The organism is Gordonia sp. VNK1, from assembly GCF_040049135.1.
GTDB classification, from domain to species: Bacteria; Actinomycetota; Actinomycetes; order Mycobacteriales; family Mycobacteriaceae; genus Gordonia; species Gordonia oleivorans.
Map to the genome: position 1 here is coordinate 303,815 of NZ_JBDZDJ010000005.1, position 12,949 is coordinate 316,763.

General features: G+C 66.1%; 13 protein-coding genes. 9 read left to right on the top strand and 4 right to left on the bottom strand.

From position 1 onward, the window contains the following. Nucleotides 1-8: 8 nt before the first annotated feature. Nucleotides 9-230 (top strand): PIN domain-containing protein, encoded by a 222-nt coding sequence (locus tag ABLE94_RS08885; protein ID WP_348802734.1) that lies wholly within the window; start codon nucleotides 9-11, stop codon nucleotides 228-230. 17 nt (nucleotides 231-247) lie between these two features. On the opposite strand, the gene ABLE94_RS08890 is transcribed toward ABLE94_RS08885, so the two are convergent. Together ABLE94_RS08890 and mca are read right to left on the bottom strand one after the other, a co-directional pair. Then, nucleotides 248-610: a hypothetical protein gene (locus tag ABLE94_RS08890; protein ID WP_348808598.1), complete on the bottom strand. Its 363-nt coding sequence runs from the start codon at nucleotides 608-610 to the stop codon at nucleotides 248-250. Then, entirely contained in the window at nucleotides 607-1,473 is an 867-nt protein-coding gene (gene mca / locus ABLE94_RS08895) for a mycothiol conjugate amidase Mca (protein ID WP_348803196.1), read from the bottom strand. The genes ABLE94_RS08890 and mca overlap by 4 nt, the downstream gene beginning before the upstream one ends. Before the next feature lie 132 nt (nucleotides 1,474-1,605). Here mca and ABLE94_RS08900 point away from each other — a divergent pair, with 132 nt between their 5' ends. The 8 genes from ABLE94_RS08900 (at nucleotide 1,606) to ABLE94_RS08935 (ending at nucleotide 11,299) form a co-directional block, all read left to right on the top strand. Continuing rightward, entirely contained in the window at nucleotides 1,606-2,079 is a 474-nt protein-coding gene (locus tag ABLE94_RS08900) for a DUF4307 domain-containing protein (RefSeq protein ID WP_348802736.1), read from the top strand. Nucleotides 2,080-2,155: 76 nt separating this feature from the next. Further along, nucleotides 2,156-2,908, top strand: a complete 753-nt coding sequence (locus ABLE94_RS08905) for a queuosine precursor transporter (protein WP_348802737.1) — start codon at nucleotides 2,156-2,158, stop codon at nucleotides 2,906-2,908. Between the two features lie 168 nt (nucleotides 2,909-3,076). Next, nucleotides 3,077-3,574 (top strand): transcription elongation factor GreA, encoded by a 498-nt coding sequence (gene greA, locus ABLE94_RS08910; protein ID WP_348802738.1) that lies wholly within the window; start codon nucleotides 3,077-3,079, stop codon nucleotides 3,572-3,574. A gap of 118 nt (nucleotides 3,575-3,692) precedes the next feature. After that, on the top strand, nucleotides 3,693-4,574 hold the full coding sequence (locus ABLE94_RS08915) for an SGNH/GDSL hydrolase family protein (protein ID WP_348802739.1): 882 nt from the start codon (nucleotides 3,693-3,695) through the stop codon (nucleotides 4,572-4,574). Between the two features lie 63 nt (nucleotides 4,575-4,637). Further along, entirely contained in the window at nucleotides 4,638-6,092 is a 1,455-nt protein-coding gene (locus ABLE94_RS08920; protein WP_348802740.1) for a DUF3375 domain-containing protein, read from the top strand. Then, on the top strand, nucleotides 6,089-6,685 hold the full coding sequence (locus tag ABLE94_RS08925; protein ID WP_348808599.1) for a DUF4194 domain-containing protein: 597 nt from the start codon (nucleotides 6,089-6,091) through the stop codon (nucleotides 6,683-6,685). Before ABLE94_RS08920 ends, ABLE94_RS08925 begins: the two co-directional genes overlap by 4 nt. Continuing rightward, nucleotides 6,685-10,080 (top strand): ATP-binding protein, encoded by a 3,396-nt coding sequence (locus tag ABLE94_RS08930; RefSeq protein ID WP_348808600.1) that lies wholly within the window; start codon nucleotides 6,685-6,687, stop codon nucleotides 10,078-10,080. Before ABLE94_RS08925 ends, ABLE94_RS08930 begins: the two co-directional genes overlap by 1 nt. Nucleotides 10,081-10,108: 28 nt before the next feature. Then, on the top strand, nucleotides 10,109-11,299 hold the full coding sequence (locus ABLE94_RS08935) for a Wadjet anti-phage system protein JetD domain-containing protein (RefSeq protein ID WP_348802744.1): 1,191 nt from the start codon (nucleotides 10,109-10,111) through the stop codon (nucleotides 11,297-11,299). A gap of 33 nt (nucleotides 11,300-11,332) precedes the next feature. On the opposite strand, the gene ABLE94_RS08940 is transcribed toward ABLE94_RS08935, so the two are convergent. After that, nucleotides 11,333-12,613, bottom strand: a complete 1,281-nt coding sequence (locus ABLE94_RS08940) for a HipA domain-containing protein (protein ID WP_348802745.1) — start codon at nucleotides 12,611-12,613, stop codon at nucleotides 11,333-11,335. Further along, nucleotides 12,610-12,855 (bottom strand): helix-turn-helix domain-containing protein, encoded by a 246-nt coding sequence (locus tag ABLE94_RS08945; protein WP_348802746.1) that lies wholly within the window; start codon nucleotides 12,853-12,855, stop codon nucleotides 12,610-12,612. Before ABLE94_RS08945 ends, ABLE94_RS08940 begins: the two co-directional genes overlap by 4 nt. Between the last annotated feature and the right edge of the window lie 94 nt (nucleotides 12,856-12,949).

A 12,949-nucleotide genomic window follows, 5' to 3' on the forward strand; every position in this document is an offset into this window, starting at 1 on the left:
TGGCACGGGTGGTACTCACAGCCGTGCGGGCACTACCGAATTGCGACTTCTGGCCGGATACGGCGTCCTACGCCGACATCGATCTGGCTCATGTCCGGGGACATCGTCAGGTCACCGACGCCTACCTCGCGCGGCTTGCCCAACTCCACGGCGGCGTGCTCGCCACCTTCGACGAAGGCCTCGTCGCTTCGCTGCCCGACTGCACGGTACTGGTCGGCGCCGAGGACTGAGGGCACGTCACGCGAGTTCAGGACTCCGACGAGCGCCCGATTCCCTTGTCGGTCACGACTTTTCCGGGGACGACCTTCTCGGTGCCGACCTTCTCGCTGCCGACCTGCTCGCCGGCCGCACCGCGCGCCGCGACCGACCCGGGCCCGCTACCGCCGTCGAAATCGGTTCCCTCGTCGAAGGCCTGATCGGCCTCGGGGTGATCGGTGTCGAAGGTCTTCGGAAGCTTCTTGAGCTGGCGGTTCATCGACCAGATCAGCAGCGCCGTGCCGACGAGCAGCAGGATGATGATGAGCAGCCCGAGGGGGGACGCCTTGCCGAACTCGGGGCCCTGCGGCTGTTCCTGCGCGGCCAGGATCGTGGTGTAGAGCGCGGAGGTCATCGCGGCACCTCACTGGTCGCGTCGACGCCGGTGAACAGATCGTTCTCCGGGATCGAGGTGGTCACCCGCGTCTGGGCGAGTTCGAATTCCTCGGTCGGCCACAGTCGTTGCTGCCATTCGAGGGGCACCGCGAAGAACATGCCGTTCGGATCGATCTGCGTGGCGTGGGCGCGCAGCGCGTCGTCACGTTGCGGGAAGTACTTGCCGCATTCGACCTGGGTGGTCACCCGCCCCATCAGGTCGCCGCGACTCGGGTCCCATTTACTCAGCCACTCCTTGAAGGGGCTTTCCTGGCCGTGCCGCTCGAACTCGTCGGAGAACAGCACCATCCGATCCCGGATGAAGCCGTGCGTGTAATACAGCTTGGACACCGTCCACGGTTCGCCGGTTCCCGGATAGGCCTCCGGATCGCCGGCCGCGTCGAAGGCGGCGACCGACACCTTGTGGCACATGATGTGGTCGGGATGCGGATATCCGCCGTGCTCGTCGTAGGTGATCATCACGTGCGGGCGGAACTCCCGGACCACCTTGACCAGCGCCTCGGTGGGCACCTCCAGCGGCAGCGTCGCAAACGAACCCTCCGGCAGCGGCGGCAGCGGATCGCCCTCGGGAAGCCCGGAGTCGACGAACCCGAGCCACATCTGCTCGACGCCGAGCGCCGCCGCGGCCTTGGCCATCTCCTCCTTGCGGACCTCGCTCATCCGTTCCTTGACCCCCGGGCGATCCATCGCCGGGTTCAGGATGTCGCCGCGTTCACCGCCGGTGAGGGTGACGATGAGGACGTCATTGCCCTCGGCGGCGTACTTGGCGGAGGTACCCGCCCCCTTGCTCGATTCGTCATCGGGGTGCGCATGCACGGCCATCAGACGGAATCCGCCACGCGCCCCAGATGTCGAGGGAACCGACGGCGTCGATACGTCGGGTCCGGCGGTGTGGGTCTCGGGCACAGTTCCTCGCCTTCGGGTCGTTACTCCTCTCATGGTAGGTATTGACGCGTGAACAGTTCAGACGGGGGCCGCCCATCGGGCCCCGACCTGCATGATCGCCCCCACAGTGGGCCGCGGGCGACGTACCCCGTCACACAATCGGCGTCGAGTCGCCGGTTCTGGTTCCTCGGATTGTCGGCGCTCGTCGTCATCACCGGCGTCGTCCTGGCGGTCATCGGCTACCAGAAGTTCGCCGACCCCGACGTCTCCGGATCGGCCACCGGCTACGAGATCCTCGACCCCTCGACGGTGGCCGTGCAGTTCACCGTCAACCGCGCCGATCCGTCACGCCCCGTCGCCTGCGTGGTGCGCGCCCGATCCAAGGACGGCTCGGAGACCGGTCGCCGCGAAGTCCTGATCGGCCCCGGTGAGGTGCAAGAAGGCCACCGCGTCGACGTGGCGACGTCGGAACCGCCGGTGATCGGCGAGGTGTTCGGGTGCACCACCGACGTGCCCGCCTACCTCACCGAGCAACCGCAGTGACCGCCGAACACAATTACCTACCCCCACAGTGACCGACAACCACAGTGCCGATAACCACAGTGACGGGGCAGCACCGGTGACACAGACCGAACCACGCGAGTCGCGGGCGATCTTCGCCACCGTCTCGAGCCCCTATCTGCCGATGCTGACCGCCCTGTTCGTCGGGGTGATGCTGATCAGCAACATCACCGGCACCAAGGGTGTGCTGCTGTTCGACCAGTGGCTGCATCTCGACGCCGGCCCGATCCATCTCAACGGCCTCGTCACCGACGGCGCGTTCTTCCTGTTCCCGCTCGCCTACGTGCTCGGCGACGTCATCAGCGAGGTCTACGGCTTCCGCGCCATGCGCCGGGTGATCCTGGCCGGATTCGTGGTCTTGCTGATCGCCTCCGCCTGCTTCTGGCTGACGATTCACCTGCCCGCCGCGCCCTTCTATTCCGGCCAGGAATCCTTCGAAACCGTCGCCGGCGTGGTCCCCCAATTCCTGCTCGCCGGATTGCTCGGATATCTGGCCGGTGAGTTCCTCAATTCCTTTGTGCTGGTGAAGATGAAGGAACGCGCCGGCGAGCGTCGCCTGTGGGCCCGGCTGATCGGCTCGACGGTCGTCGGCGAGTTCGCCGACACCCTGGTCTTCTGTTCGGTCGCCGCATCCGCCCTCGGCATCTCCACCTGGGGCGACTTCATCAACTACACCGCGGTCGGATTCGTCTGGAAGACCCTCGTCGAGGTGGTCGTCATGCCCATCACCTACCTGGTGGTCGGCTGGCTCAAACGTGCCGAACCGTCGTATGCCCAGGCGTTGGAACGGGTTCATTCCGCCGACACGTGATGTGCGCCTCATGGCAATCACTGCTATCCTGTATTGAAACACGGCTCCGCGAGGGGTCGTGTTGCTGCATTTAGAGCGGACGACAGTCCCACACACAAGTTTTACAGCAGTCCATATGTCCCGGTTGAAACCAACGCCCGGGGCGCGGACAACACAAAGGAGTGACCGATGACCGACACCCAGGTGACCTGGCTGACCCAGGAGTCGCATGACCGTCTCAAGGACGAGTTGGACTCCCTGATCGCCAATCGTCCGGTCATTGCCGCCGAGATCAACGAGCGTCGCGAAGAGGGCGATCTCAAGGAGAACGGCGGTTACCACGCGGCCCGCGAGGAGCAGGGCCAGCAGGAAGCGCGCATCCGGCAACTGCAGGAGCTGCTCAACAACGCCAAGGTCGGCGAGGCACCCACCCAGTCGGGTGTGGCACTGCCCGGTTCGGTCGTGACCGTCTACTACGACGGCGACGAGTCCGATTCGGAGACCTTCCTGATCGCCACCCGCGAAGAGGGCGGCGCCAACGGCGGTTCGCTGGAGACCTACTCGCCGAGCTCCCCGCTCGGCGCGGCACTGATCGACGCCAAGGTCGGCGAGACCCGTGAGTACACCGTGCCCAGCGGAGCCACCGTCAAGGTGACCCTGGTCAAGGCGGAGCCGTACCACAGCTGATCTGATCGACGAGTCCTCGATCGCGGTCGCCCACCCGGGCGGCCGCGATCGTTGCGTTTGTGGGCTCGATGCCGACCAAACCCACCCCACGCAAACTAGAACGTGTTACACATGAGGTATGAGTCTGCTCGCATACGCGCGCAGAGCGGGGGTCCTCGTCGTATCCGCGTGGTTCGCGGCCGCGATCGTCGGCGCCGGTTCTGCCGCCGCCGCACCCGCCCCGGCACCGGTCACCTACGTCAACATCGGTGACAGTTACTCCTCCGGGGCGGGCGTGATGCCCACCGCCCCGGGCACGTCTCCCCTGTGCGCGCAGTCCGAGCACAATTACGCCCACCTCATCGCCCGCCGGCTCGGATATCACCTCACCGACGCGAGTTGCGGCGGCGCGAAGACCGACGATTTCTTCGCCGCCCAATATCCGGGCCTGCGACCGCAACTCGATGCGGTCACCCCGGACGCCGACCTGGTGACCTTCATGATCGGCGGCAACGACGGCATGGTCTTCGCCGAGACCGTCGCCAAGTGCGTGGCCGCGGCGGCTACCACCGGCGGCCAGGGATCGCCGTGCGCGAACACCTACGGCGACAGCATCATTGCGCAGATCACCACCGAGACCTACCCGAAGCTGGTCCGCGCCATGGCCGCCGTCCGTGCCAAGGCCCCCCGGGCACGCGTCGCGGTGATCGGCTATCCGTGGATCATGCCCGCCCGATACCAGCCCTGCCCGACCTTCCCCGTCGCCACCGGAGACGTCGCCTACACCCACCGAATCCAAGCGGCACTGAACGATTCGATTCAACGGGCCGCACGTCAGACCGGCGTCACCTACGTCGATGCCGCGACACCGTCGGTCGGACATGACAGTTGCCAACCGGTGGGCAGCCGGTGGGTCGAACCCCTGATCTCCGATCAACAGATCGTCCCGGTCCACCCGAATGCCCTGGGCGAACGAGAACTGGCCACCATCACGGTCGGAGCACTGGATCTCAAACGTTGACACCTGCTCGTCGACGCGCACCGCGTCCGCGAGGATGTCGGTCCCGGCGTCTAACCTGGCTTCGTGCAGTATGACGAGATCGCCTCGGTGCGCGCGACCAGCGCGGCCTGGCGACTGCTGCGCGCCGACAACGCACCGCTGATCCTGTCGTTCCTCGGCCGGGTGTTCGTCGACGACAACGTCCGTGAGATCTCCGAATCGCACCTGACAGGACTGCTCGACGACGAGCTGTACGCCGTCAACCAGCGCCTCGGCGCCGACACCCACCCCAAGTCGGCGAAGGCCTACCTCGACGACTGGTCCTCGGCGGAATCGGGATGGTTGCGCAAGTACTACATCACCGACAGCGACGAACCCCACTACGACGCGACGGCCGCGGTGGAACGTGCCGTCGCCTGGGTCGATGCACTGCGCGTGCGATCATTCGTCGGCACCGAGTCCCGGCTGAACACCGTGTTCGACCTGCTGCGGCAGATCGTGTACGGAACCGAGACCGACCCCGAGGTACGCCTCGCCGAGTTGCGGCGGCGGCGCGCCGACATCGACGCGGAGATCGACGCCGTGGAACGCGGCGACATCAGGCTCCTGGATGCGACCAGTCGCAGTGACCGGTATCAACAGTTCTCCGATACCGCCCGCGCTCTGCTCTCCGACTTCCGGGAGGTCGAGGCCAACTTCCGCGCCCTCGATCGGCAGATGCGCGAACGGATCGCCACCTGGAACGGCACCAAGGGCGAACTCCTCGACGACATCGTCGGCAGCCGCAACATGATCAGCGATTCCGATCAGGGCCGCAGCTTCGGCGCCTTCTACGATCTGCTGCTGTCGGCCGACCGCCTCGACGAGCTGACCGATCTGATCCGTCGGGTGCAGACCGTCGACGGTGTGCGCGACATCGATGCGCGACTCGGCCACGTCCATCACGACTGGCTCGACGCCGGTGGCCGGACACAGGCCACGGTGCGGCAACTGTCGGAACAACTCCGCCGGTTCCTCGACGACCAGGTCTGGCTGGAGAACCGCCGTGTCATGGACCTGCTGCGCAACATCGAGGCCACCGCGATCGGTCTGCGCGACGAACGCGTCACCGACTTCTCCCACGAGATCGATGCCACCGCACCCGATGTCACGCTCCCGATGGAGCGTCCGCTGTATCGCAAACCGGCGACCGCCGCCGTCGACAGCGGCGGCATCACCGCCGGGCAGGTCGACGGAAGTGCCGACGCACTCTACGAGCAGATCCATGTCGATCCCGCACCGTTGATCGACGGCGTCCGGAAGATGTTGCGCCGCACCGACCAGATCACTCTCACCGACGTCGTGGCGGCCGCGCCGCTGCGTCAGGGCCTCGCCGAACTCGTCACCTACCTCAGCCTCGACGACACCACCTTCGCCAAGAGCTTCGACGAGTCGGCCACCGACCTGGTGACCTGGACCGACGAGAACGGCACCACCCGCACCGCCCGCATCCCCAGGGTGATCTACACCCGCGCCACCCACGGAGCACGAGTCCGATGACCCGACCCGCCACCCGCACCGACCTGCACCTCCCGCTGGCCGTCACCGCCCTGATGAAGGGGGTGGTGTATCGCGATGCGCACGAGACGATCTGGCCTCATCTCGTCGGGTTGGCGCCGCAGGTCGCCGATTATGTCGCCACCCTGGGTCTGACCGTCTTCATCGACGAATCGGAGGGCTATGCATTCCTGCGGTCCAAGAGCGACGATGAGCTCGCCGACCTCGGAATCCCGAGACTCGTTCCCCGGCATCAACTCTCGTTGCACACCAGCGTGCTGCTGGCGCTGCTGCGCAAACGTCTCGCCGAGTTCGACTCGACCGATTCCGGGCCCCGGCTGATCGTGTCCACCGAGCAGATGGTGGAGATGATGACGCCGATGCTGCCGCAGAGCACCAACGAGGCACGCACCGTCGACCTCGTCGAGACGGCGTTGCGGCGTGCCGCCGACCTGGGGTTCGTCCGACGAATCCCCAAGCAGGAGGGGAAGTTCGAGGTCCGCCGCGTGATCAAGGCGTTCGTCGATGCCCAGTGGTTGGCCGGCCTCGACGCCCACCTCGCCGAGTACGCCGAGATCCTGGCGGAGGGACGCTGATGACCGGACTCTTCGCCGCCACCGAACTCCAGAGCACCGACGACGCCCTGCCCGGATTTCGTCTCCGCAGATTTCAGGTGCTCAACTGGGGCACCTTCGACGGCCGCGTCTGGACACTGAACCTCGACGGTCGCAACGGATTGCTCACCGGCGACATCGGTTCGGGAAAGTCGACGCTGGTCGATGCCCTCACCACGCTGCTGCTCCCGGCGAACCGGGTGGCCTACAACAAGGCCGCCGGCGCCGACACCCGGGAGCGCGACCTGCGCTCCTATGTGCTGGGCCACTACAAGTCCGAACGCAACGAGACCACCGGCAGTTCACGACCGGTCGCCCTGCGCGGCACGTCGAGTTACTCGGTGATCCTCGGGGTGTTCGCCAACACCGGAGTCGACGAGGAGGTCACCCTCGCGCAGGTCTTCTCCACGCGCCGCGACAACGGCCAGCCCGAGCGATTCTTCACCGTCACCGACCACGCCCTCGCCATCGAAGCCGACTTCACCGATTTCGGCAACGACCTCAAGAACCTGCGGAAGCGGCTCCGACACAACGGGACCCGAATCCACGACCACTTCCCCGAGTACGGTCGTGACTATCGGCGTCGGTTGGCCATCCGGTCCGAGCAGGCCATGGACCTCTTCCATCAGACCGTGTCGATGAAGGCGGTGGGCAACCTCAACGACTTCGTCCGCGACCACATGCTCGAACCGTTCGACTCCGGCACCTGGGTCGAGAACCTCGTCGAACATTTCGGTGACCTCACCGCCGCCCACGACGCCGTCGTCATGGCGCGCACCCAACTCGCCGAACTCGAACCGCTGCTGGCCGATCACGACCGCTACGAGGATCATTCGCGCCGGGCCGCCGACCTTCGTGCGCGTCGCGCGGCGTTGCGCTTCTACTTCGCCGAACGCCGCGTCGAGTTGTTCACCGCCGACATCGACGCCCACCGCGCCCGACTGTCGGCCACCGCCGGTGAACTCGACACCGTCGAGACCACACTCGCCGATCTGCGTTCCCGACTCGATGAGCTCAAGATCGAGCAGGCCGGTCACGGCGGCACCGAGATCGCCACCCTGGAACAGCGCATCGCCGAGGCGACACGGCAGCGTGAGGAGCGCAGTCGCGCGCACGCCACCTTCGCCGGATTGCTCGAGGCCGCCGATCTGCCCGAGGTGAGCGATCGAGCGCAGTTCGATCAGCGGATCAGCGAGGTCGCCGGCACCGTCGAGCGTCTCGACACCGACATCTCCGAGCACCGCAACGCGATCACCGAACTCGGCGTCGACCGCCGGCAGTTCGACACCGACGGCGCACGCCTGGCCGCGGAGATCGCCAGTCTGCGCGGTCGCACCTCCAACATCCCCGATCGCAACCTGCGAATCCGCGAGATGATCTGTGCGGGAACCGGTATCGCGCCGTCGGGGCTGCCGTTCGTCGGTGAGCTGATCGGCATCCGGGACGACGAAACCCGCTGGGAGGGCGCGGCCGAACGCGTCCTGCGGGGATTCGGACTGTCGATCCTGGTGGCGCAGGACGACTACGACGACGTCTCCGCCTGGATCAACGACCACCACCTCGGTGGCCGTGTCGTGTATTTCCGGGTGCCGAACCGTGTTCCGCGCCAGGGTCAGCCCGCCCCACCGTCGGATGCCCTGGTCCACAAGCTCGACATCAAGGACGGTCCGTTCTACGGGTGGCTGGAACGCAAGCTCTTCGAACGCGCCCGGCACATCTGCGCCGACACGATGGACCGGTTCCGCGGCGAGGAGTACGCCGTCACCGTGGCCGGCCAGATCCGGTCCGGCGGCGGACGCCACGAGAAGGACGACTCGCACCGGATCGACGATCGCCGCAACTACGTCCTGGGCTGGCGCAACGAACAGAAGATAGCCGCGCTGATCAGCGAGGCACAACGCATCCAGGCCGAACTCAACCGCATCGGTGACGACCTGACCGCCCGCAACCGGCAGGTCGAGATCCTGACCACACGCCGTGCGGCACTGGACAAGCTCACCGTGTTCACCTCGTTCGACACCGTCGACTGGCGGTCGGTGGCCGCGCGGATCGCCACCCTGACCGCGCGCAAGACCGAACTGGAACAGTCCTCCCACGAACTCGCCCGGATCACCGCCGACATCGATGCCACCACCGAACGCATCGCCTCGACCAACTCCCGGCGCGATGGGTTGCGTGACACCATCTCCCGCGTCGAGGTGGCGCTGACACAGTCGGGCGCGGGGCGCACCTCCGCGCAGGCACTGCTCGACGACGACGGCTACGCCGATGCCGCAACGCATTTCGAGGTGATCACCTCCGACATCGGTGAGGCCCCGGTGACGCTAGAGACGGCCGCCGACATCGAGAACCGGCTGTCGGCATCGCTCACCGCCGACTCCGATCAGCACGCGTCGCGGGCCGGCCTGTTCGCCACCCGGGTGGTCAACAAGATGTCGGAGTTTCTCCGCAACCATCCGGTGGTGTCCACCGAGATGGACGCCGACATCGGCGCCGCAGGCGAGTTCCGGGACCTGCACCGCCGACTCGCCGATGACGATCTGCCCCGTTTCGAGCACGAATTCAAGACCTACCTCAACACCAACGCGATCCGCGACATCGCCATCTTCTCCGCGCAACTGAACAAACAGGTCGATGTCATCGCGTCGAAGATCGACACCATCAACGACTCGCTCGCCGGTATCCAGTACAACCCGGGCCGACATATCCGGCTGGAGGTCAACGCCTCCCCCAACACCGAGATCCGCGACTTCCGCGACCAACTCCGCCGCTGCAGCGACGGTTCCTTCGACGCCGATGCCGACGACCACTACGCCGAGGAGAAGTTCCTGCTCGTCAAGTCCCTGGTGGAGCGATTCCGCGGACGTGACGGCCACACCGACATCGACCGCAAGTGGACGCGCCACGTCACCGACGTGCGCAACTGGGTGACCTTCGCGGCGTCGGAACGCTTCACCGACACCGACGTCGAGTTCGAGAACTACACCGACTCCGACGGTAAGTCAGGTGGTCAGAAGGAGAAGCTCGCCTACACCATCCTCGCGGCCTCCCTGGCGTATCAGTTCGATCTGAAGTGGGGTGCGCGGACGTCGCGGGATTTCCGCTTCGTCGTCATCGACGAGGCCTTCGGTCGCGGTTCGGACGAATCCGCACGCTATGCCCTGTCTCTGTTCAAGCGGCTGGGACTGCAACTGCTCATCGTCACGCCGCTGACCAAGATCTACACGATCGAACCGTTCGTGTCGGCGGTCGGCTATGTGGAGAACCGCACCGGCAGCAATTCCCAACTGCAGTGCCTGACCATCGAGGAATACCAGGCGCAACGTCGTGCCCGGGAGATGATCTCCGTCATCGACGACGGCACCGGCACCGCATGAGTGGTGTGCGTGCGATGCGGCCGCCCCGATGACTGAGACCGCCCCGATGACGGAGTGGACGACCCCCGACGACATCGTCGGCAGGCTCCGTCGCCGGTGGGATCGCGGCGAATTCCTGCGCGCCCGCGCACATCACGCACCGTTCGAGGTGCTCGACCTGCCGATCCGCGGCCCCAAGGTCGGCGAACTCGGCGAACGCTTCGACGATGTCGGCGCGTGGGTTCGACTGTGGCACAACGCACGTCGACAACACCCGCTGACTGTCATCGACAAGACCGTCGGCGGGCGGCGGTTCGGGGTCACCACCCTGCCCGCACGCGTACGGGTGGACGATCTCGCCGACCTGTCCCGGCTGCTCGGCACCACGCGTCAGATCGCCACCCACGACCGGCTTCTCGAATCGGCGGCGTGGGCTCCCCGGGTGCGCGACTGGGTCGCGGACAAACCGCATCGGGCACTCGCCCACGCCGACGACTTCGCCGCGCTGATGGTGGCGCTGCGCTGGATCGTCGACAACGCCGGCAGTGGCCGGCGACTACGAGAGATCGATGCGCCCGGCATCGACACCAAGTTCATCGAATCCCACCACCGCATCCTGCTCGAACTCGGGGCGCTGGTGGTCGAATCCGACCTGATGCGTCCCACCGAGCCGGGCATCGCCGGCCGCTTCGGATTCGCCACCGCCGACACCCGCATCCGGTTCCGGATGCTCGATCACGACATCGATTCGCCGATCGCCGGATTCGACGACGTCGAGGTGCGCGCCGTCGACCTCGCCCGTACCCCACTGCGTGTCTCGACCGTCTACATCGTCGAGAATCTGGCGACGTACCTGTCCTTCCCCGACGTGCCCGACGCCGCCGTCCTCTTCGGCGGCGGGTACGCGGCCGTCGCGATCGGCGCACTGACCTGGTTGCGTGACAAGCGAATTCGGTACTGGGGTGATCTCGACACTCACGGGTTCGCCATTCTCGATCGGGTCCGCGTCACCATCGGCCACGCGGAGTCGTTCCTGATGGACTCCGACACCCTGCTGGCCCATCGACGTTCCTGGGGCACCGAACCGCATCAGGTCACCCGATCGCTGCCACGCCTGACCGACGCCGAGGCCCAGACCTATCAGGCGCTCGTCGAAGCGACCTTCGGTCCGTCGATCAGGCTGGAGCAGGAACGGATTCCGATGGCGCAGGCCCGCGAGGTTCTCGGGCTCGACGGGTAGTCGTCGGCAACACCGCACCTGGAACCGCCGGCGTCAGTTTCTCCGGAGTAGCGGCAGAGTCGCCACACTGTCGACGACGGACGTCGCGAATTCCCGGGTTGCCACGTCGACATGACTCAGTTCGTCGCGGGCCGCTTCGAACGCGCCGGGGGCGTCGGCACGCAGCCCATCGAGGAGGCCGATCGCCCGCTCGGGGTCAACCGCCAATTGCCTTGCGGCGTCCAGGCATTGCTTCGTGCCGATGGCGTCGAATCGATACTCTTTACCGATCCGCATTGCGGAGTATGTCGGGCTGTCCGGGGTGCGATAGGGCGCGTAGGTCGCGAGATCGTAGAGTGGCGCCATTCGCACCGACGTCCGATCAAGCATCACCGAGTAGTTCTTGATATGCGCATCGGTGCCCTGAATCACGGTGTTGAACATCAGGCCCTGGTAGAACGCCCACGACGCTGGCGCTCGTTCGGCAGGGCGCGGAAGTCCCCGGAATAGGCGCGCGACATCACCGACACCCGGGCCACCGTCATGGCGCTGATATTTCTTGTCCGGTGCGACGGCAAGCGCCTGCCCTAGGTCTTCCTGATGGAGTCGACACCACTGTCCGTCGCGAAACGCCCGATCGTAGCGTTCGATCACGATCGTGGGAATGTTGTCGAACACGTGTACTTCGCTCACAGCCACCGGAAGTCCGAGGATCGCCGCCGCCCGCATCGTCATGTGTTCCACGACGTCGAGGCGCCGGAACCCACCGGCGGTCGGCTTGAGGATGTGGGTGGTCGGGGTGGCCTCGAGCGGTTCGGCCCACATTCCGCCGCCGGTGCGGAGCAGCGCTGTCTTTGGCTGTGCGCCGGCGAGGCTGAACCTTCCCAATACCGCAGCGGCGGAACGCCCATCGCGATATTCGTCGATCACCGCCCGCAATTGGGACGCGACCTCGGTATCGGTCAGCTCGCGATAGCGCCCTCGGGTCAGCACCGCATCCGAGGAGTCGCGGCCCTCGGGGACAATTTGCAGGGCTCCGGCCACGTCTTCCCCGGTGTGCTCGAGGATCGCGAAAGGGTTCCCGGCGGCGACTCCGAATCGACGAGCGATCGCCTCGCGGGCAGCGGCATTGTCGGTGATGAGCCCGTTGAAATACGGCAACACCGCTCGCCTGCGGTGCTCTGCAATGGAGAGCGGCATCGACAGCGAGATAGGCGTCGCGTCGGCGCGTGAGCGGTAGTCATCGTCGTACACGAAGCGAAGGTCACCGGCGGCGGATTGCAGCAGACGCCCGCAGAGGACGCCATCCATGTAGACCAGGAGCACGTTCGTCATCGAGGGTCCTCGTTGTCACCAGAAGCGGGGAAGGCGGGATCGGCGACAACGTCGAACGCGTAACCCAGCGCCGAGTAGACGTCCATCACCTTCGACATGTCCACCGACGGTTTGCCGTTCTCGAAGTTCAGCAACCACCGCATCGATACTCCGGCGCGCTCGGCCAGAGCCGCTTGCGACAGCCCGGCATCCTCACGGAGGCTCCGGAGGACGATCCCCGCCTCACGCGGTGTGCGAAACATGCGAACTCCTCTCCTACTGCTGCTCACCATGTGCACGTTCGTGCACCATAACTCTTGTGCACGTGCGTGCACAAGCTTCGGTGGTGAACGTCCG

Bases quoted from the DNA above. Each gene is read 5' to 3' on its own strand.
- ABLE94_RS08890 (WP_348808598.1), bottom strand. From the start codon at position 610: ATGACCTCCGCGCTCTACACCACGATCCTGGCCGCGCAGGAACAGCCG.
- mca (WP_348803196.1), bottom strand. From the start codon at position 1,473: ATGGCCGTGCATGCGCACCCCGATGACGAATCGAGCAAGGGGGCGGGT.
- greA (WP_348802738.1), top strand. From the start codon at position 3,077: ATGACCGACACCCAGGTGACCTGGCTGACCCAGGAGTCGCATGACCGT.
- ABLE94_RS08915 (WP_348802739.1), top strand. From the start codon at position 3,693: ATGAGTCTGCTCGCATACGCGCGCAGAGCGGGGGTCCTCGTCGTATCC.
- ABLE94_RS08925 (WP_348808599.1), top strand. From the start codon at position 6,089: ATGACCCGACCCGCCACCCGCACCGACCTGCACCTCCCGCTGGCCGTC.
- ABLE94_RS08930 (WP_348808600.1), top strand. From the start codon at position 6,685: ATGACCGGACTCTTCGCCGCCACCGAACTCCAGAGCACCGACGACGCC.
- ABLE94_RS08935 (WP_348802744.1), top strand. From the start codon at position 10,109: ATGACTGAGACCGCCCCGATGACGGAGTGGACGACCCCCGACGACATC.
- ABLE94_RS08940 (WP_348802745.1), bottom strand. From the start codon at position 12,613: ATGACGAACGTGCTCCTGGTCTACATGGATGGCGTCCTCTGCGGGCGT.
- ABLE94_RS08945 (WP_348802746.1), bottom strand. From the start codon at position 12,855: ATGTTTCGCACACCGCGTGAGGCGGGGATCGTCCTCCGGAGCCTCCGT.